This window comes from Methylophilales bacterium MBRSF5, assembly GCA_001044335.1.
GTDB lineage: Bacteria > Pseudomonadota > Gammaproteobacteria > Burkholderiales > Methylophilaceae > BACL14.
Map to the genome: position 1 here is coordinate 377,556 of CP011001.1, position 18,805 is coordinate 396,360.

Sequence of the window (18,805 nt, forward strand, 5' to 3'; positions counted from 1 at the left end):
CTATTTTTATTGTTTATAATGATGAATTCTAAATAAACTAAAATATAACATGATCACCAAAAATAGCTATTCGTACGATGAATTGATTGAGTGCGGCCAGGGTAATATGTTTGGCCCTGGAAATGCCCAACTGCCTTTGCCCCCAATGTTAATGTTTGATCGAATTATTGAAATCAATGACGATCAAGGTGAATTTAACAAAGGATTCATCCACGCAGAAATGGACATTAATCCTGACCTTTGGTTCTTTAAATGTCATTTTGAAAATGATCCTGTGATGCCAGGGTGTCTGGGTTTAGATGCGATGTGGCAATTAGTTGGTTTCTTTCTTGGCTGGAAAGGCGGGGAGGGAAAGGGAAGGGCATTGGGTAGTGGTGAGGTTAAATTTACTGGTCAAGTCCTTCCAAACGCAAAAAAAATTACATATTTAATCAATTTAAAACGTGTGATTATGAGAAAATTGGTGATGGGTATTGCAGATGCTAAAATGCAAGTCGATGGACGTGTGATTTATGAAGCAAATGATTTGAAAGTTGGTTTATTTAAGTCAACAGAAAATTTTTAAGGAAAGTATTTGAGAAGAGTAGTTATTACTGGATTAGGGATTGTTTCTAGTTTAGGAAATAATCAGTCCGAAGTGAAAGATAGCCTTTACCATGGAAAGTCAGGAATCACCTTTCAGCCTGAATATGCAGAGAGAGGGCTTCGCTCCCAGGTCGCTGGCTCAGTCAATATTAATTACGAAGAATTGATAGATCGCAAACTTCTTCGCTTTATGGCAAAAGGCCATGCCTATGCCTGGATTGCTATGCAGGAGGCAATTGCAGACGCTAAACTTAGTGATGATTTAGTATCCAATCCAATGACAGGTCTCATTGTTGGGGCAGGAGGAACATCAACCGAATCTATGCTGCAAGGAACAGAAACGCTTTCCGAAAAGGGCATCAGGCGAGTTGGCCCTTATATGGTAACTAAAACCATGTCTAATGGCGTGGCAGCCTGTTTAGCCACTGGCGCAAAGATCAAAGGAATTAATTATTCAATCAGTTCAGCTTGTTCCACCAGCGCACATTGTATTGGGAATGCAGTAGAACAAATTCAGCTTGGTAAACAAGATATTGTTTTTGCAGGGGGAGCGGAAGAAGAACATTGGACTATGAGCTATCTTTTTGATGCCATGGGAGCCATGTCATCAAAGTTTAATGATGCCCCTGAAACCGCCTCAAGAACATATGATAAAGATAGAGATGGATTTGTAATTTCTGGAGGAGCAGGAATTTTAGTTTTAGAAGATTATGAACATGCGAAAAACAGAGGTGCAACTATTTATGCAGAGGTAACAGGCTACGGAGCTACATCAGATGGCCACGATATGGTTGCTCCAAGCGGAGAGGGTGCTGAGCGATCTATGATAATGGCGTTAGGAAATGTGGAGAAAGTGGACTACATCAACACGCATGGCACAAGCACACCGGTTGGTGATGTTGTTGAAATTAACGCAATAAAAAATGTTTTTGCCTCAGGGAGATTTGGAGATATTCCTTTAATCGCCTCAACTAAATCATTATCTGGACATGCCTTAGGCGCAGCTGGAGTTAATGAAGCCATTTATTCACTCATCATGATGAAAAATGATTTTATTGCAGCTTCAGCAAATGTGGACAATATTGATGAAAATATTCAGGATGTGATGATAGTTACCAAGCTAATTGAAAGTAAACAAATTAAAACGATTATGTCAAACAGCTTTGGATTTGGCGGCACTAATGCAACCCTGCTATTTTCGAAAATCAATTAAGTGCAACAATCAAGGCGGCTTCTCTTAATTCTGACATGGTAATGTTAAAAGTTCGATAACCACTTTCAAGTTTCATAAATTCAATACCAATTTGCATAGAGATAATCTCTTTATATTTAGCGATCCGAGTGAATTCGATATTGTTTTTGGATGCAACGATGATTAACTCGAGACTCCTCTCTTTATGAATTTCTTTTATTAGCTGAGCCACTTCTAGAGAGGATTGTTTCTCAATACTTAACACCTCATTGGGTAGAACAATTATTGATTGGTTATACCTTTTATTATTAATTTTTAACCAATTTTCTTCGTAGGCACTGATATAATTAAGATCTTTATCAGTCGTTTCATGGAATTTCATAATCTGATAATTTGTTAATAATTTTATTAATTATATAGTTATTTAAAAGTGAAAAAAATTCAAAAATCTAATAAGCTGGATGATGTCTGCTATGACATTCGTGGACCTGTATTAGGTCATGCAAAGCAAATGGAGGAAGCAGGCCATAAGGTTATAAAAATGAACATTGGCAATCCAGCTGCTTTTGGATTTGAGGCGCCTGATGAAATTACACAAGATGTAATCAGAAACATGTCGCAAGCTTCTGGCTATACTGAGAGCCATGGTTTTTTTGCTCCAAGAAAATCAATCATGCATTATGTGCAAGAAAAACAAATAAAAGATGTCGATGTTGATGACATTATCATCGGTAATGGCGTTTCAGAATTAATTGTTATGGCTATGCAAGGCCTAATTAATAATGGAGATGAGGTTCTGATCCCGATGCCAGATTATCCACTTTGGACAGCTGCAGTTAGGCTGGCTGGTGGAAAGCCAGTCCACTATGTATGTGATGAAAAACAAAAATGGTATCCAGATTTAAATGACATTAAATCTAAAGTGACATCCAAGACAAAAGCAATAGTGGTCATTAACCCAAATAATCCAACTGGATCTTTATATCCGGATGAAATTTTGAAAGGAATTATTCAGATTGCCAGAGAAAATAATCTGATTGTTATGGCGGATGAGATTTACGATAAGGTTCTTTATGATGGAAATAAGCACACCTCAATCGCATCATTAGCTGATGATATAGTTTTTTTAACCTTCAATGGCTTATCAAAAAATTACAGAGCTTGTGGTTATCGAGCTGGCTGGCTTATTTTATCTGGTGACAAAAAAAATGCATCAGATTATTTAGAGGGATTAAATATGCTTGCATCAATGAGGTTGTGTTCTAATGTGCCAGGTCAATTGGCAATTCAAACTGCTCTTGGGGGTTATCAAAGCATTAACGATCTTGTTGCGCCTGGTGGTAGGTTAGCTAGACAAAGAGATTTAGCCTATGATTTAGTGTCGCAAATTCCTGGGGTAAGCTGTGTGAAGCCTGATGCGGCGATGTATTTGTTTCCTAGACTGGATCCCAAAAAATACAAAATTGATAATGACCAAGACCTTATTTTAAAGATTCTTATTGATACAAAAGTACTCTTGGTCCAGGGAAGCGGTTTTAATTGGTGTGATAATAATCACTTTAGAGTTGTCTTTTTACCTGATGAAGATAATTTAAAAGTGGCACTTACAAGATTAAATGAATTTTTTACAGGAATTGTTAAACAATGAGTAAGTTTAAAATAGGAATTTTGGGTTTTGGAACGGTTGGCTCTGGAGTCTTTAATGTATTGCGCGAAAATCATGATGAAATTCTTGCCAAGACAGGGATAGATTTTGAAATTGCATCTATACTGGACCTTGACCATGAAAAAATTATCAGCGTTGCTGGCGATGAAAAACTGATCGCAAAAGATATTGATGATTTAATCAATATGTCTGACGTCGTGCTTGAATTAATTGGTGGGACTAGAATTGCTTTTGATTTTGCTAAAAAGGCATTAAACGCAAAGAAACATTTAGTTACAGCTAACAAAGCATTAATTGCTCTGCACGGGACTGAGCTGTTTAATTTAGCTAAAGAAAATAATGTTTCAATTTTGTATGAAGCCTCAGTTGCTGGTGGTATTCCGATTATCAAAGCATTACGTGAAGGTGTGGTTTCAAATAAAGTGGAATGGGTGGCTGGTATTTTGAATGGAACTACCAATTACATTCTCACTGAAATGAAAAATAATGGGTTGTCATTTCAAACAGCCCTGTCTCAAGCACAATCATTAGGGTATGCTGAAGCGGACCCAACTTTTGACATTGAAGGGATTGATGCAGCTCATAAGATAACAATTATCGCTTCAATTGCTTTTGGAGTTTCATTAAACTTTAACGACGTATTTGTTGAAGGTATAACCAATCTTCAATTAAAAGATGTGGCATATGCAGAGGAACTAGGCTACAGAATCAAGCTGATAGGCCTAGCCAAGAAAGTAAATCAAGATATTGAAGTGAGAGTGCACCCGACATTGATTTCTGAAACACAACTCGTTGCAAATGTAGATGGCCCGATGAATGCGGTCTTAGTAATGGGAAATATGTTAGGCCCGACCCTCTATTACGGTGCAGGAGCAGGATCTGATCCAACAGCCAGTGCAGTATTGTCTGATGTGATTGATTTAGCACGCTCAATTTCCAATGGGAATAAGGTTTTTCATATCCCATCATTCGGTTATGAAGACTCAAACTTATCTTCATTAAAATTTAAAAAAATTAATGAAATAAATTCTGGTTACTACATAAGAGCTAATTTTGTGGATGCAGCTGGAGTTCTCGCAAAAATAACATCATTATTTGCTGATAAAAATATCTCAATCGATGAAATGCATCAAAAAATGCTGAAAAAAAATCAGACAGAAAATGATGTCATTATTGTTGTCAAGAATGCCCAAGAAAAAGAAATTAATAGCATTATTAATGATATTCAAAAAATGAAATCGAATGTTGGAAATGTAGTGAAAATTAGACTTGAAGAGTTAGCAAAATGAAGTATATCTCTACACGTGGCCAAGCGCCAAAAATAAACTTTAGTGATACATTAATTACAGGATTAGCTTCAGATGGAGGATTATATTTACCAGAAAATTATCCTCAACTATCAAAAAAGAGTCTTGAAGAGTTACAAGATCTGTCATATCCTGATTTAGCTTTTGCTATCATGAAATTATTTATTGATGAAGATGATATTCCTCATGATGATCTTAAAGTCATTATCAATAAAACATATACTAAAGAAAAATTTTCCTATACCCGTGAATGTCAGGATGCAAAAGATATTACTCCATTAACAAAAGTGGATAATCATTTATATCTTCTTTCATTATCAAATGGCCCAACATTGGCTTTTAAAGATATTGCAATGCAATTTCTTGGAAATATTTTTGAATATCTTTTACATAAAAAAAACAAGACTCTAAATATACTGGGAGCAACCTCTGGGGACACAGGATCAGCTGCAGAATATGCCATGATTGGAAAAAAGGGTGTTAACGTATTTATGCTATCACCTCGCGGCAAAATGAGTCCATTTCAGACAGCCCAAATGTATAGCTTACAAGATAATAATATTTTTAATATTTCCATTGATGGTTTTTTTGATGATTGTCAGGATATTGTTAAAGGAGTCTCCAATGACCTTGAATTTAAAGACAAGAATCAAATTGGCGCAGTAAATTCAATCAACTGGGGAAGAATCATTGCTCAGGTGGTATATTATTTTAAGGGGTATTTTTCCTCAACAAATTCATCTGATGAATTGATTGATGTCACAGTCCCATCAGGAAACTTCGGCAATATCTGTGCTGGGCATATATCTAGAATGATGGGATTGCCTATAAGAAAACTTATTGTGGCAACTAATGAAAATGATGTTCTTGATGAATTTTTTAAAACGGGCGCTTATAAACCACGAGCATCGGATGATACCTACCATACATCGAGTCCTTCAATGGATATTTCTAAGGCATCAAACTTTGAGAGATTTGTATTTGATCTAATTGACCGAGATCCTGAAAAATTAAGATCTCTATGGAAAAAAATTGATCAGGGCGAAAATTTTGATTTATCTAACACAGGCTATTTTGGAAAAGTATCCAATTACGGCTTTACTTCTTCATCTAGTTCTCACGAAAATCGTTTACACTTTATTAAGCTATTACACGAAAAATATAAATTAATTATCGACACACACACTGCAGATGGATTTAAGGCAGCTTTTGATCATTTTGATCAGTCCGAGGAAATTCCGATGGTGGTTCTCGAAACTGCTTTACCTACAAAATTTGAGGAAACGGTTATGGAGGCAATTAAATTGAAGCCACCTAGACCAGATGGTTTATCCAATATTGAACAGTTAGCACAAAAATCCTTTGAGATTGAAAACGACATTAACCAAGTAAAACAATTCATTGAGAGTCATTCTTAATTTATGAGGCAATATTTAGATTTATTAAATCATGTTCTAGAACACGGTGATAAAAAAGAAGATAGGACCGGGACAGGAACAATTTCTGTTTTTGGCTACCAAATGCGATTTGATTTGTCTGAAAAATTTCCTCTGCTAACAACAAAAAAAGTACACCTTAAGTCTGTCATTCATGAACTCCTTTGGTTTTTAAAGGGATCAACAAATATAGGATACCTAAAAGAAAATGGGGTAAGTATTTGGGATGAATGGGCAGATGAAAATGGTGATCTTGGTCCAGTCTATGGCTCTCAGTGGAGGTCATGGCAAACGAATGACGGAAGAACGATTGATCAAATTTCTAATTTGATTGAAAATATAAAAAGCAACCCTGATTCCAGAAGGCTTATTGTCTCGGCATGGAATGTCGGCGAGGTTGATAAAATGAAGTTGCCTCCGTGTCATTGTTTTTTTCAATTCTATGTTGCGAATGATAAATTATCTTGCCAGCTTTATCAGAGAAGTGCTGATATCTTTCTTGGCGTCCCATTTAATATTGCTTCATACGCTCTCTTAACATTAATGATTGCCCAGGTAACTAATTTAGCTCCTGGTGAGTTTGTTCATACCTTAGGTGACGCACATATATATAGCAATCATATTGAGCAAGTTAAACAACAATTATCCAGGGAAGCAAAAGACTTGCCCATCATGAAAATGAATCCGCATGTTAAAGATATTTTTAGCTTTAAGTACGAGGATTTCGAGATATTAAATTATGACCCTCACCCATTAATTAAAGCCCCTGTTGCAGTCTAGTGAGTACCTTTTCAATCATTGTCGCTATGTCCGAAAACAATGTCATTGGGATTAAAAATTCGCTTCCCTGGCATTTGTCTGGTGATCTTAAGCGATTTAAAGCAATCACGACTGGACATCAAATCGTGATGGGTAGAAAAACCTATGAATCGATTGGTAAACCATTGCCAAACAGAGTTAACTTTGTTTTAACAAGAAATTCCGATCTAAATATTGATGGAGTTCATGTAATCAGCTCCTTAAATGACATTCCAGATTCTGATAAAAAAACTTTTATAATTGGAGGCGGTGAAATTTACAGTCAATTGATTGATAGTTGTGATGAATTATTGGTCACAAAAATTCATCAAGAAATTCATGGCGATGCCTTCTTTCCAATGATAGATCTCTCTGTGTGGAGTTTGACTGATCAGTCTGAAAAGTTTAATGAGAATGATATTGAGTTTTCTTACCTTACTTACAAAAAAATCTTATAGAAAAATTTAAATTAAGTTTTCACGCAATCAACAAAGTAGGTCGTTTTTCCGTTTACAGAATCTTTCACTAATCCATGATTATCTGTCTCAAACCCTGGAAATAACTCATTAAACTCTTCAGCAAACTGCAGGTAGTTGACAATTTTTTTATTAAATTTTTCCCCTGGGATCAGTAATGGAATACCTGGTGGGTAAGGGGTGAGTAACACTGATGTCACTCTTCCTTCGAGCTCATCAATTGCAATTCTTTCAATTTCTTTATGTGCCATTTTTGCAAAAGCTTCCGTGGGTTTCATGGCAGTTTCAATATCAGAAAGGTACATATCTGTAGTCAGTTTTGCTACATCATATTTTCGATATACCTCATGAATCTCATTACAAAGGTCTTTTAGTCCCTTTCTTTCGTATTGAGGATATTTCTGGGTAAATTCAGGTAGCACTCTCCAGATCGGTTGATTCTTATCATAGTCATCTTTAAATTGCTGGAGTGCAGCTAATAAGGTATTCCAACGGCCTTTGGTAATCCCAATCGTGAACATAATAAAGAATGAGTACAAGCCAGTTTTTTCAACAATCACCCCATGCTCTGCAAGATACTTGGTCACAATTGATGCAGGGATGCCGATATCATCGTCAAACTCACCCTTCATATTCAAACCGGGGGTGATAATGGTCGCCTTGATCGGATCAAGCATGTTGAAGCCTTCTGATAGCTTATTAAAACCATGCCAATTGTCCTCAGATTTAAGCATCCATGAGTCGCGTGTCTCAATTCCTTCTTCAGTTAAGTCATCCGGACCCCAGACTTTAAACCACCAATCTTGACCCCAGTCGCTATCTACTTTTCTCATAGCTCTTCTAAAATCCAGGGCTTCCATTATGGATTCTTCAACTAAGGCTGTGCCACCTGGTTGTTCCATCATGGCAGCAGCGACATCGCAGCTAGCAATGATTGAGTATTGAGGACTGGTTGAACAATGCATTAGATAAGATTCATTGAAGACATCTCGATCAAGTTTATTATTTTCTGCATCTTGAACAAGAATTTGTGAGGCCTGGCTTAATCCTGCTAATAACTTATGCGTCGATTGAGTAGAAAAAATCATACTGTCTTTACATTTTGGACGATCCTCACCAATCGCGTGATAATCACCATAAAAATTATGAAACGCTGCATGGGGAAGCCATGCTTCATCAAAATGTAAGGTATCAATTTTTCCATCAAGCATTTCTTTGATCTCTTCAACGTTATATAACACGCCGTCATATGTTGATTGAGTAATCGTGAGGACACGAGGTTTTTGATCTTTATTCTTAATGAATGGATTTGAGTCAATCTTTTTTTGAATATTTTCCCAACTAAATTCCTCTTTAGGAATGGGGCCAATGATGCCAAAATGGTTTCTTGTCGGCATTAAAAAAATTGGAATGGCACCCGTCATTGTAATAGAGTGCAATACCGACTTATGACAATTCCTGTCAACTACGACAATGTCACCAGGAGCAACCGTTGAATGCCATACCATTTTATTAGAAGTGGATGTACCGTTCGTAACAAAATAGCAATGGTCAGCATTATATATTCTTGCTGCATTCTTCTCTGAGGCTGCAACAGGGCCAGTGTGATCAAGAAGTTGTCCTAACTCATCAACCGCATTACAAACATCTGCACGAAGCATATTTTCACCAAAAAATTGATGAAACATTTGACCAACAGGTGACTTTAAAAAAGCAACCCCTCCAGAGTGACCAGGGCAATGCCATGAGTATGAGCCATCAGCAGCGTAGTGAGTTAGTGCGCGAAAAAATGGCGGGGGGAGGCTATCCAAATAGGATCGCGCTTCTCTGGTAATGTATTTAGCAACAAATTCAGGTGTATCTTCATTCATATGAATGAAACCATTTAATTCACGTAAAACTTCATTGGGTATATGACGACTTGTTCTTGTTTCACCATGCAGAAAAATTGGTATCTCGTCATTACGGTATCGAATTTCTTCTACAAAATCTTTGAGGCTTTTAATTGCTTTTGGATTTTCTTCGACAAACTCTTCATCATCAATTGCTAAAATAAAAGCTGAGGCTCGACTTTGCTGTTGTGCAAAAGAGGCAAGATCCACATAACTTGTGACGCCGACTGCCTCAAAACCCTCTTTTTTGATGGCTTCTGCAAGAAGTCTTATTCCGAAACCAGAAGAATTTTCTGATCTAAAATCTTCATCGATAATAATGACAGGAAAGTTGAATTTCATTATATTTTCGGCGGAGTAACACCAGTTTGACCTTGATATTTTCCGCCACGGTCTTTGTAAGATACTTCACAAACTTCATCAGATTCGAAAAATAGAACTTGGGCACAACCTTCACCAGCATATATTTTTGCGGGCAGGGGGGTGGTATTACTAAATTCTAAGGTGACGTAACCCTCCCATTCAGGTTCGAATGGAGTGACATTAACAATAATTCCACATCTGGCATAGGTAGATTTACCAAGACAAACAGTCAGTATATTTCTTGGTATTTTAAAGAATTCAACAGTTCTAGCTAGGGCAAAAGAATTAGGAGGGATAATGCAGTGATCTGATTCAAATTCAACGAAAGAGTTTGGGTCGAATTCTTTAGGGTCAACAATAGTAGAATTAATATTTGTAAATACTTTAAATTCATTCGCACATCTGATGTCATAACCATAGCTTGAGGTTCCATAAGAAACAATTTTGTTTCCTTCTTTTTCTCGAACTAGTCCTGGTTCAAAGGGTAAAATCATGCCATGATTTTCTGCCATGTCCCTTATCCAACGATCAGATTTAATTGCCATAATTATCCTAAAAAATTGTTACTCTATGTTAATACTACTTCGCCAAAATTGGTCTGAATTTTCAAAAATAATTTTTGAGTCTATCGGGTCCTTTGATCCAGCAGGATAAGTATGAACTGGAACTGATGGGTCTTGCCATTTTTCAATAATAGGGTCTATTAGTTTCCATTGAGCGTTTACCTCATCAATATGTAAAAATCTAGACTGATTGCCCTCAATAAGGTCAAGCATTAAGGTTTCATAAGAATCAATGGTTTCATCTCCCTCGAATCTTATTCCTCCATCAAGCTGAATTTTTCTTGATTTTGTTTCATCCAGTCCAGGCACTTTTGTATTAATTTCAATGTGAATTGACTCTTTTGGTTGAATGCTAATGATAATCCAGTTGTCATTTATCTCACCATTTGGCGTTTTCATTGGTTTTAGTTTAACTGAAATATAGGTTGCATTTTCGTGTAACCTTTTAGCAGTGCGCAGATAAATGGGTACATCTCTCCAGCGGTCATTATCAATAAAAAATTTAACTGCTGCATACGTTTCAACATTACTTTCCTGACCTAATTCTTCGAGGTAGCCTTTTACTTCACCTTCATTCGATATCGTTCCCGAAGTGTACTGCGCCCTAAAGACATACTTTTCAAAATCGTCAATCGGTACAGGTTTAATCTGGTTCAGTAACTTAATTTTTTCCTCTCTCACATCATTTGGAGAAAAACTTTTTGGCTTCTCCATAGTGGCAAGCGTTAAGGTTTGAAGGATGTGACTTTGCATCATATCTCTGAGTGCGCCGGTTGCATCATAAAAGGTTGTTCTGTCACCCACACCTAATGTCTCATGGTTCGTTACCTGTATATGATCAATGTATTGATTATTCCAGATTGGTTCTAGGAGAGTATTATAAAAACGTGTAAATAAGATGTTTTGTAAAGCAAACTTCCCTAAGTAATGGTCTATGCGATAAATTTGAGATTCTTTGAGGTGCTTGGAAATTGAATCCTGAAGAGTTTGAGCTGTTTCAGTATTTACCCCAAAAGGTTTTTCAATTAAAACTCTTTTCCAGTGACTTGATTCATCGAGTAGATTAGCTTCAGCTAGTTGATCAACAATCAAAGCAAAATCGGATGGCCTTACAGATAAAAAGAAAGCTAAATTCTGTGAAAACCCCTCTTGAATCAATCTATCTGACAGTTTTGTGAAAGCATCAGGATCGTCTGGTAGGTTGGCGTGATATATATTTCTATTAAGAAAACGATCTAACACCGTTTGATTTAGATCTTTGTCATATTTGGCGCGAATGATACTTTTTAAGTTTATCAGCCATTCCTCATGTGATTCTTCTTGTCGGCCAATTGAAACAATCTTCATATCCGGATGAAGTTTTCCAGCGAGATCTAATTTAAACAAACCAGGAAATAGTTTTACTCTTGCCAGGTTACCTTTGGCGCCAAATAAGAGCAGAGAAGAAGCTTCTTTTTGCGTCATAACTTAACCTTTTTTTCTTAACAGGTGACCACCAAATGCATTACGCATGATTGACAGTAACTTATATCCGTAGCCTTTTTGTTTTTCTTGAGATCTGAACCTTACTTGAAGTGCCAGAGTTAATACTGGGGCGGGGATTCCTAAATCAACAGACTCAACAACAGTCCATCGTCCTTCACCTGAGTCTGCTACATAAGGTTCAATATTGTCTAGGTTTTGATCTCCCTTCAGAGACTCAGCCGTTAGATCAAGCAACCAGCTTCGAACTACTGATCCATGTCTCCAAAGTTCAGTTACTTTTGCTAAATCAATATCAAACTCTGTTTTTCCTTTAAGAAGCTCTAAGCCCTCAGCGAAAGATTCCATCATTCCATATTCTATTCCGTTGTGAATCATCTTTGTATAGTGACCAGAACCAATTGGCCCCACATGCAGCCAGCCATCTTGCTGATTAGGTGCTAAAGCTCTAAGAACAGGTTCAACTGCTTTTGCAACATCATTATCAGCACCTACCATTAAGCAATATCCGTTATCTAGGCCCCAAACACCACCTGAAGTGCCGCAGTCCATAAAGCCAATATTATGCTCTTTTAACATCGCTCCAATTTTGACGCTGTGTTTGTAATTTGAATTACCACCATCCACAATGATGTCACCAGGGTTTAACATAGGGATAAGGTCATCAATTTGTTTTTCCGTGACTTCTCCAGCTGGGAGCATCATCCAGATGATTTTTTGTCCTTCAAGTTGATTAACTGCATCTTCAACTGAGCTGGCTGGAATTAAACTCTCCTCTCGTTCTAGCTTTGCAATCATCTCTGATGACATGTCAAATCCGACCACATTAATTCCATTACGAATTAGACGTGTAGCCATATTTCCGCCCATTTTTCCAAGTCCAAGCATTGCAATTTTCATAATTATCCTTTTGTTAAAGTTATTTTTTTGGTAATCTTGTGAATTACATTTTTAAGGTCAGAATTATACCAAACCATGGGGTAGTCTGATAGGTTTTTAATCCCTCAAATAATATAAAAACAATATGCACCAAAAACTAAACTGGAAAGATTTTCAAGACAAAAATCAGCTGGAATCAATATTGCTTCAAGACATTTTAAACATTGCTAAAAATGCAATAAGTGAAAATGGAAGTTTTAAAATTGTAATGGCAGGTGGATCAACCCCTGAGAAGTTATATAAATCATTTCTCGATGTTCGTAATCAAAATTTTAGTGCTTGGGAATTGTATGTTGGAGATGAAAGATGCCTCCCAGTAGATTCTAAAGACAGAAATAGCCATATGATAAAAAGATCATTTATTGATCATTTGCCGGATAACTCAAAACCCAAATTTTTTCCTATCAATACGGAAAAAGGGTCTCAAGAAGCCTCGAGTGAATATAACAGTATTATTGACAACATAGATCAATTTGACCTTGTTTTATTAGGTTTAGGGGAGGATGGACACACCGCAAGCCTGTTTCCTGGATATCAATGGGATAATCAATTAAATGCTGTTGCCGTATCGAATGCGCCTAAACCTCCTTCGGATAGGGTATCGATGACCCCTAAAGCTTTTTTAAAAGCCGACAAAATATTTTTTATAGTAACGGGCCATGGAAAGAAAGATGCAGTTAACGCATGGAAAGAAGGGGAAGGTATCCCTGCTTCAAAAATTATGTCCGAAAATCTTATCGACGTTTATTGCAATCTTGATTAATCTTTTTGAATTACAATTTTAGGAAATTTATCTTTGAAATTTTCTTTCATTTGAGCAATTTTGATACTCACTTTTTCAGCGATTGATAAAAAAGCTTCATTTATGGATGGGTTTTCATTATCTAGTAATGGCGGCGCCCCTGAATCCATTTTCTTCTGAATCATTGCATTTAGTGGTATCGAGCCAAGCAATAAAATATTATTTTTAGCCGCTAACGCTTTTCCTCCATCTTCACCAAAAATATGTTCATGATGGCCACAGTTTGGACATTCAAAAACGGCCATATTTTCTACGAGTCCAATATTTGGAATATTGACCTTATCAAACATACCAATACCTTTTTGTGCATCAATTAAAGCAACATCTTGAGGGGTGGTCACAATGACAGATCCTGTTACAGGCACTTTTTGAGCCAAGGTCAGTTGTGTGTCCCCAGTGCCCGGAGGTAAATCAATAATTAAATAATCTAAATTATCCCAATTTGTCTCATTAAGGAGTTGTTGTAGGGTGTTGGTGACCATTGGACCTCTCCAAACGACAGGCGTATCTGGATCAATTAGGTATCCTATGGACATGGTTTGAATACCATAAGAAATAATTGGCTCCATTCTTTTTCCATCACGGGATTCTGGTTTTTTATTTGCACCAAACATCAATGGCTGACTTGGGCCATAGATATCAGCATCAAGAATACCAACCCGAGCACCTAGCTGATGTAAAGCGATTGAAAGATTGCAGGCGACAGTTGATTTTCCAACACCACCTTTACCAGAAGCAACAGCAATAATATTTTTTACATTTTTGATGCTTTGCGTCGTCCCTTGCGTTTTATGGCTTGCTACATCTAACACAAGAGAAATATTAATTTTTTTATCAATATTGTTTAGGCATTCAGCAATTATGTTTTTATAATTCTGCTCAAGATTTTTGAATGTAAAACCCATCTTAATGATGATGTCCAACTGATCTTCAGTCTCATTAACAATTATATTTTTTTTAAGAAAAGGTCTGATTTGATTGTATTGATCAAAAATATTTTCTATTGAGTCTTTAATATTTTCCATTGCACTTTATTTCAGTTGAATTACTAATTATTTGTTAGAATACGATCATTAATTTTTTATAAAGTTTACATGCGAAGAATTTTAATTACATCCGCACTTCCTTATGCAAATGGAAGTATACATCTTGGACACTTGGTTGAATATATTCAAACAGATATTTGGTCAAGATTTCAAAAAATGAATGGTCATGAAGTATTTTATGTATGTGCTGACGATACGCATGGCACACCGATCATGATTAAGGCGCAAAATGAAGGCGTCACCCCTAAGCAATTGATTGCCAATGTTCATAAAGAACATGCTCAAGACTTTGCAGACTTTTATGTGAATTTTGATAACTTCTATACGACTGATTCAAAAGAAAATCAGTTTTATTCCGAGGAGATTTTTAAATCTTTAGATAGAAATAAGAAAATTTCTACCAAAGAAATTGAGCAATATTTCGATGAAGATAAACAGATGTTTCTTCCGGACAGGTTTATCAAAGGTGAATGCCCTAAATGTAATGCAAAAGATCAATATGGTGACTCTTGTGAAGCTTGTGGAGCTACCTATTCACCTACTGATTTAATTAACCCGTATTCAGCATTATCTGGAACTACCCCAATAAAGAAAAAAACAAAGCATTTCTTTTTTAATTTATCTGAATGTGAACCATTTTTAAAAGATTGGACAGCATCTGGAACATTACAACCTGAAGCAGAGAATAAAATCCAGGAATGGTTCAAATCTGGATTACAAGATTGGGATATTACGAGAGATAAACCATATTTTGGCTTCTTAATTCCTGGTGAAACTGATAAATATTTTTACGTTTGGCTGGATGCGCCAATTGGGTACATGGCTAGCTTTAAAAATCTAATTGATCAAAAAGGAAATATTAACTTTGATGATTTTTGGTCACCCGATAGCTCAACCGAACTTTATCATTTTATTGGAAAAGATATACTTTATTTTCATGCATTATTTTGGCCGGCAACATTAAATTTCGCAGGTTTCAGAAAGCCTTCTAAAATTTTTGCACATGGTTTTCTTACTGTGAACGGTGAAAAGATGTCTAAGTCCAGAGGGACATTCATCACCGCACGAAGTTTTTTGAATAATATTCATGAACCAGAATTCTTGAGATATTATTTTGCATCTAAATTAAACGACTCAATGTCAGATATAGATTTGAATTTAGACGACTTAATGTCTAAAGTAAATTCTGATTTGGTAGGTAAACTAGTGAATATTCCAAGCAGAACATTCGGGTTTATTCATAAGCTATTTGATGGAAAAATAAAATCAATAGATCAATTGCCCTCTAATAGTAAATATTCACAATTGGTAATTAAATCGATCGATCTTAAAAATGAAATATTGGACTTATATGAGTCACGTTTATATAGCCAATTAGTCAGAAAAGTTTTTACATTGGTTGAAGAGGTAAATGAGTTAATAAGCGATGAACAACCTTGGAGCTTGGCTAAAGACCTTGAACAGAACAAAGAGCAGCTTCATAACATTCTTACCACGTCAGCAATTGTATTCAGAAATTCAATCATTTATCTTTCTCCAATTCTTCCAAGTTTATCTAAAGAAGTAGCCAGCTTATTTAATGAGACTGATTTTAGTAGCTTCAAACAAATTAAGGATAATATAAAAAAAATCAATAAATACAAACATTTATATCAAAGACTTGATAAAGATAATCTAGTTAAATTAATAGAAGATAATAAAATTATGGAAAATAAAAATAATACAAAAGAAGGTATTGATGCAGGGAATCATATTTCTATTGATGATTTTATTAAAATAGATCTTCGTGTTGCAGAGGTGCTTGAAGCAAATCACGTAGATGGTGCCGATAAATTACTTCAGGTTACTCTCAATGTTGGTGAATTAGGTAAGAAAAATGTTTTTGCCGGAATAAAGTCAAAATATAATCCTGAGTCCTTAGTTGGAAAAAAGGTAAGTTATGTTGCTAATCTTGCGCCTAGAAAAATGAAGTTTGGTGTTTCTGAGGGGATGATACTTGCCGCTTCTGACAGTGATGATGGACCTTTTATTTTATTAGCTGATGATGGCGCCCAGGCCGGGATGAAAATTAAATAAATATTAATTAATACTTTGATTAATTTTATCGATCATAGTTGCTGGATCATCACTTAAGGTGATTGGTCTTCCAATAACAAGATAATTAGATCCATTTGATATGGCATTTTCCGGAGTAGCCACTCTTTTTTGATCATCATCACTGTTGGCAACTCTTATACCTGGCGTTATAAACTGGAATTTTTCTCTAACTAACGGTTTAATTGAGGGAACATCATTTGCCGAACAGACAATTCCATCCATCCCTGATTTTTCAGACATTGTTGCTAAATAAGCAATTTGTTCCTGTAATTCATTTTTAAAACCTAACTCTTGGTAAGAAGAATTATCAAAACTAGTAAGAATTGTAACTGCAATTAAGAGCGGTTTGTGCGATGAAGATTCCACAGCTTCTCTTGCAGCAAGCATCATCTGTTTTCCTCCTGAAGCATGAACATTAACCATCCATACACCTAAATCGCAACTTGCTTTGATAGCACGAGTTACAGTATTTGGAATATCATGAAACTTCAAATCTAAAAAAGTTTCAAAGCCATATTGTTGTATTAATTTGATTATATTTGGACCTTCGGTAGTAAAAAGCTCCTTACCAACCTTTACTTTACAATTTTGACCTTTAATTTTTTTTAGAAAAACTTCAGTTTCATCTAGAGATGAAAAATCAAGAGCCACTATAACTTTGGAATCGTTCATTATTTGCTTATATCTTTTAGTTCGTTTGAAACCGTCTCCCAGGAATTACATGCTGGACATTGCCAATGATGTTGTTTAGCTTTAAAGCCACAATGGTTACATAAGTGAAATAATTTAGTGCCTATGCTATTTTTAATCACCTGTTGCATCATCTTGGTATCACTATCACTGCCATCACTTAAAGACTTTGCACTAAATAATTGATCGAGAACTTCAATAGATGGTTTTTTAATTAAATTATTTTTAGCAAACTCTTCAGCGTATTTAGGCCCTTCTTTTTGGAGAATAAAATTGAAGATAACTGAATCTATTTGGTTTATTCCGTAACTTTCTCTTAAGTGCGAAAGAAATGACAGGCACTCATTTTGTTTGTTTAATTTTTCATAGCATTCTAAAAATTTCGTAGCAATTAAGATGAAGTCAGTTGGTTTCTGTAATTCAATTCTTTTCCAAATTTCTATTGCGGATTTATAGTTCTGTTTTTCAAATTCCAACTCTCCAAGAATAATATTTGCTCGGGTTGAATTTTTGTAAATATCTAATGCCTGTTCGAGATGTTTTATTGCTTGATCTTTTTTTTCTTGAATTATTTTCTCTAATGCCAGTTCACATAAAAAATGGCTAATTTGTAATCTGTAGGAAATGCCAAAATTCTGTTCAACTTCTTTGCAATATTTTATTGCAGAGTCCCAATGTCTTTGTTTGATTGATATATCTAACAAAATCTTTAACTTAAATTCTTGATATTGTTCGTTTGAAAGCTCCTTAGATAGGGATTTGCATCGATCATAAAAGCCTGCTGTAAAATAATCCTGCATCAGTTCTGCTTTTAAAGATTCAATTTGCTGAGGCGTTAATTCTTTTTGGTCAAGTAATTTATTGTGAAGATTGATAGCTTGATCAATTTTTCCAAGTTTTCTAAATATATTACCTTGAATGAAATGCAGCTCAAGGGAGTCTGGTTTAATTCTTAGTGCATCAGAAAAAGATTCAGATGCTTTTTCATAATCTTGAAAGAGAATGAAATTAAGGCCTTTAAAGTATGAGGCAGGCAGGTCAGTTGTTTCAGATATTATATGTTTAATATCTATACGAGCGGCAATCCATCCCAACCCAAAAAAAAATGGGATAAGCAAAAGCCACCAAAGCTCAAATTCAACCATAACTAATTTAGAAAGAAAATATTATAGAAAGTATACTTTAAAAGTTACTTATCAACACGAGATCTCAGCTCTTTTCCAGCTTTAAAATGGGGGACAAGTTTTTCACTGATGTGAACTTTCTCACCAGTTTTGGGATTTCTACCAATTCTTGCAGGTCTTTTGTTTAATGAAAAGCTTCCAAAACCTCTAATTTCAATTCGTTTTCCATTGTTTAGAGTATCTGACATTGAATCTAATATATTTTTCACAACCAATTCAGCATCTTTTTGAAGAAGATGCTGAAATTGTGAAGACAGCTTTTCAATAAGTTCTGATCGTGTCATTGT

18 protein-coding genes are annotated in these 18,805 nt (G+C 35.6%); 9 read left to right on the plus strand and 9 right to left on the minus strand.

All coding sequences use genetic code 11. The annotated features are described in order from the left end of the window. Positions 1 to 49 precede the first annotated feature (49 nt). Together UZ34_02145 and UZ34_02150 are read left to right on the plus strand one after the other, a co-directional pair. Positions 50 to 565: a 3-hydroxydecanoyl-ACP dehydratase gene (locus tag UZ34_02145; GenBank protein AKO64250.1), complete on the plus strand. Its 516-nt coding sequence runs from the start codon at positions 50 to 52 to the stop codon at positions 563 to 565. Between the two features lie 9 nt (positions 566 to 574). Next, positions 575 to 1,798 (plus strand): 3-oxoacyl-ACP synthase, encoded by a 1,224-nt coding sequence (locus UZ34_02150; protein ID AKO64251.1) that lies wholly within the window; start codon positions 575 to 577, stop codon positions 1,796 to 1,798. Here the strand turns inward: UZ34_02150 and UZ34_02155 are convergent. Then, a complete protein-coding gene (locus UZ34_02155; protein ID AKO64252.1) occupies positions 1,791 to 2,159 on the minus strand; it encodes a hypothetical protein in 369 nt (122 codons plus the stop codon). The two genes, UZ34_02150 and UZ34_02155, sit on opposite strands and share 8 nt — an antisense overlap. A 48-nt stretch (positions 2,160 to 2,207) precedes the next feature. Between UZ34_02155 and UZ34_02160 the strand changes: the two genes are divergently transcribed. From UZ34_02160 to UZ34_02180, 5 genes are read left to right on the plus strand one after another with little or no spacing between them, the layout of a single operon-like run. Beyond that, positions 2,208 to 3,425, plus strand: coding sequence for an aminotransferase (locus UZ34_02160; protein AKO64253.1), 1,218 nt, complete (start codon positions 2,208 to 2,210; stop codon positions 3,423 to 3,425). Continuing rightward, positions 3,422 to 4,732 carry a homoserine dehydrogenase gene (locus UZ34_02165; protein ID AKO64254.1) on the plus strand — a complete coding sequence of 437 codons (1,311 nt, stop codon included), beginning with the start codon at positions 3,422 to 3,424 and terminating at the stop codon, positions 4,730 to 4,732. Before UZ34_02160 ends, UZ34_02165 begins: the two co-directional genes overlap by 4 nt. Further along, the gene (locus UZ34_02170) at positions 4,729 to 6,168 is read left to right on the plus strand and encodes a threonine synthase (protein AKO64255.1); all 1,440 of its coding nucleotides are present in this window, start codon (positions 4,729 to 4,731) and stop codon (positions 6,166 to 6,168) included. The genes UZ34_02165 and UZ34_02170 overlap by 4 nt, the downstream gene beginning before the upstream one ends. Before the next feature lie 3 nt (positions 6,169 to 6,171). After that, positions 6,172 to 6,966: a thymidylate synthase gene (locus tag UZ34_02175; protein ID AKO64256.1), complete on the plus strand. Its 795-nt coding sequence runs from the start codon at positions 6,172 to 6,174 to the stop codon at positions 6,964 to 6,966. 26 nt (positions 6,967 to 6,992) lie between these two features. Then, positions 6,993 to 7,442 carry a diacylglycerol kinase gene (locus UZ34_02180; protein AKO64257.1) on the plus strand — a complete coding sequence of 150 codons (450 nt, stop codon included), beginning with the start codon at positions 6,993 to 6,995 and terminating at the stop codon, positions 7,440 to 7,442. 11 nt (positions 7,443 to 7,453) lie between these two features. On the opposite strand, the gene UZ34_02185 is transcribed toward UZ34_02180, so the two are convergent. The 4 genes from UZ34_02185 to UZ34_02200 are packed head-to-tail and all read right to left on the minus strand — an operon-like array spanning position 7,454 to position 12,660. Beyond that, positions 7,454 to 9,694 (minus strand): lysine decarboxylase, encoded by a 2,241-nt coding sequence (locus tag UZ34_02185; GenBank protein ID AKO64258.1) that lies wholly within the window; start codon positions 9,692 to 9,694, stop codon positions 7,454 to 7,456. Continuing rightward, entirely contained in the window at positions 9,694 to 10,260 is a 567-nt protein-coding gene (gene dcd, locus UZ34_02190) for a deoxycytidine triphosphate deaminase (protein ID AKO64259.1), read from the minus strand. The genes UZ34_02185 and dcd overlap by 1 nt, the downstream gene beginning before the upstream one ends. An 18-nt stretch (positions 10,261 to 10,278) precedes the next feature. Continuing rightward, positions 10,279 to 11,742, minus strand: coding sequence for a glucose-6-phosphate dehydrogenase (locus tag UZ34_02195; GenBank protein ID AKO64260.1), 1,464 nt, complete (start codon positions 11,740 to 11,742; stop codon positions 10,279 to 10,281). Positions 11,743 to 11,745: 3 nt separating this feature from the next. Continuing rightward, entirely contained in the window at positions 11,746 to 12,660 is a 915-nt protein-coding gene (locus UZ34_02200; GenBank protein ID AKO64261.1) for a 6-phosphogluconate dehydrogenase, read from the minus strand. A 124-nt stretch (positions 12,661 to 12,784) separates the two neighbouring features. Here UZ34_02200 and UZ34_02205 point away from each other — a divergent pair, with 124 nt between their 5' ends. Further along, positions 12,785 to 13,462: a hypothetical protein gene (locus UZ34_02205; GenBank protein AKO64262.1), complete on the plus strand. Its 678-nt coding sequence runs from the start codon at positions 12,785 to 12,787 to the stop codon at positions 13,460 to 13,462. On the opposite strand, the gene UZ34_02210 is transcribed toward UZ34_02205, so the two are convergent. Continuing rightward, positions 13,459 to 14,526 (minus strand): ATP-binding protein, encoded by a 1,068-nt coding sequence (locus UZ34_02210; protein AKO64263.1) that lies wholly within the window; start codon positions 14,524 to 14,526, stop codon positions 13,459 to 13,461. The two genes, UZ34_02205 and UZ34_02210, sit on opposite strands and share 4 nt — an antisense overlap. Positions 14,527 to 14,595: 69 nt before the next feature. Here UZ34_02210 and metG point away from each other — a divergent pair, with 69 nt between their 5' ends. Continuing rightward, positions 14,596 to 16,623 (plus strand): methionine--tRNA ligase, encoded by a 2,028-nt coding sequence (gene metG / locus UZ34_02215; GenBank protein AKO64264.1) that lies wholly within the window; start codon positions 14,596 to 14,598, stop codon positions 16,621 to 16,623. Between the two features lie 3 nt (positions 16,624 to 16,626). On the opposite strand, the gene UZ34_02220 is transcribed toward metG, so the two are convergent. From UZ34_02220 to UZ34_02230, 3 genes are read right to left on the minus strand one after another with little or no spacing between them, the layout of a single operon-like run. Beyond that, positions 16,627 to 17,316, minus strand: a complete 690-nt coding sequence (locus tag UZ34_02220; GenBank protein ID AKO64265.1) for an orotidine 5'-phosphate decarboxylase — start codon at positions 17,314 to 17,316, stop codon at positions 16,627 to 16,629. Continuing rightward, positions 17,316 to 18,479 (minus strand): N-acetylglucosaminyl transferase, encoded by a 1,164-nt coding sequence (locus UZ34_02225; protein ID AKO64266.1) that lies wholly within the window; start codon positions 18,477 to 18,479, stop codon positions 17,316 to 17,318. The genes UZ34_02220 and UZ34_02225 overlap by 1 nt, the downstream gene beginning before the upstream one ends. 44 nt (positions 18,480 to 18,523) lie before the next feature. Next, a complete protein-coding gene (locus tag UZ34_02230) occupies positions 18,524 to 18,802 on the minus strand; it encodes an integration host factor subunit beta (protein ID AKO64267.1) in 279 nt (92 codons plus the stop codon). Positions 18,803 to 18,805: the final 3 nt, after the last annotated feature.